The sequence below is a fragment of the Janthinobacterium sp. UMAB-56 genome, assembly GCF_900095265.1.
GTDB lineage: Bacteria > Pseudomonadota > Gammaproteobacteria > Burkholderiales > Burkholderiaceae_D > Janthinobacterium.
Genome location: NZ_LT607655.1, coordinates 253,715 through 254,297 on the forward strand (window position 1 = coordinate 253,715; position 583 = coordinate 254,297).

The following is a 583-nucleotide window of genomic DNA, read 5'->3' on the forward strand; positions in this document are numbered from 1 at the left end:
TCGAGCGCCTTGCCATCCAGGCGCGCCAGGATGGCTTTGGCGGCTGCCTTGGCGTCGCCGCAGATGCCCACCGAAATCTTTTTCACCAGGCCCAGCATCTTGTTGTCCGCGTCGATCTGGATGATCTTGGCGTTTTTCGGCCAGTAATCCATGCCGTGCTGCGGCAAGGTGCCGAACGGTCCCAAACGCGAACCGAGGGCCACGACGACGTCGGCCTGGGCGATCAGTTTCATGGCCGCCTTGGAACCTTGATAGCCGAGCGGACCGCACCACAGCGGGTGGCTGGCCGGAAACGAGTCGTTGTGCAGATAGCTGTTCACCACTGGCGCGCCGAGGCGCTCGGCCAGGGCCTTGCACTCTTCGATCGCTTCGCCCATGACGACGCCCCCGCCCGAGATGATCACGGGGAACTTGGCTTGCGCCAGCAATTCGGCCGCATCGTTAAGGCTTTGCTCGCCGCCGGCGCCACGGTCCAGGCGGTTCGGTTTCGGGATTTCGGCCTTGATTTCGCCATAGAAATAGTCGCGCGGAATGTTCAGCTGCGTCGGCCCCATTTCCGACATGGCGCGGTCGAAGCAGCGGC

The 583-nt window shown here is 63.5% G+C and carries 1 pseudogene; it reads right to left on the reverse strand.

What is annotated here, in order from left to right:
- A pseudogene (locus K0F85_RS12030) lies at window positions 1-583 on the reverse strand (sulfoacetaldehyde acetyltransferase); the annotation flags it as partial.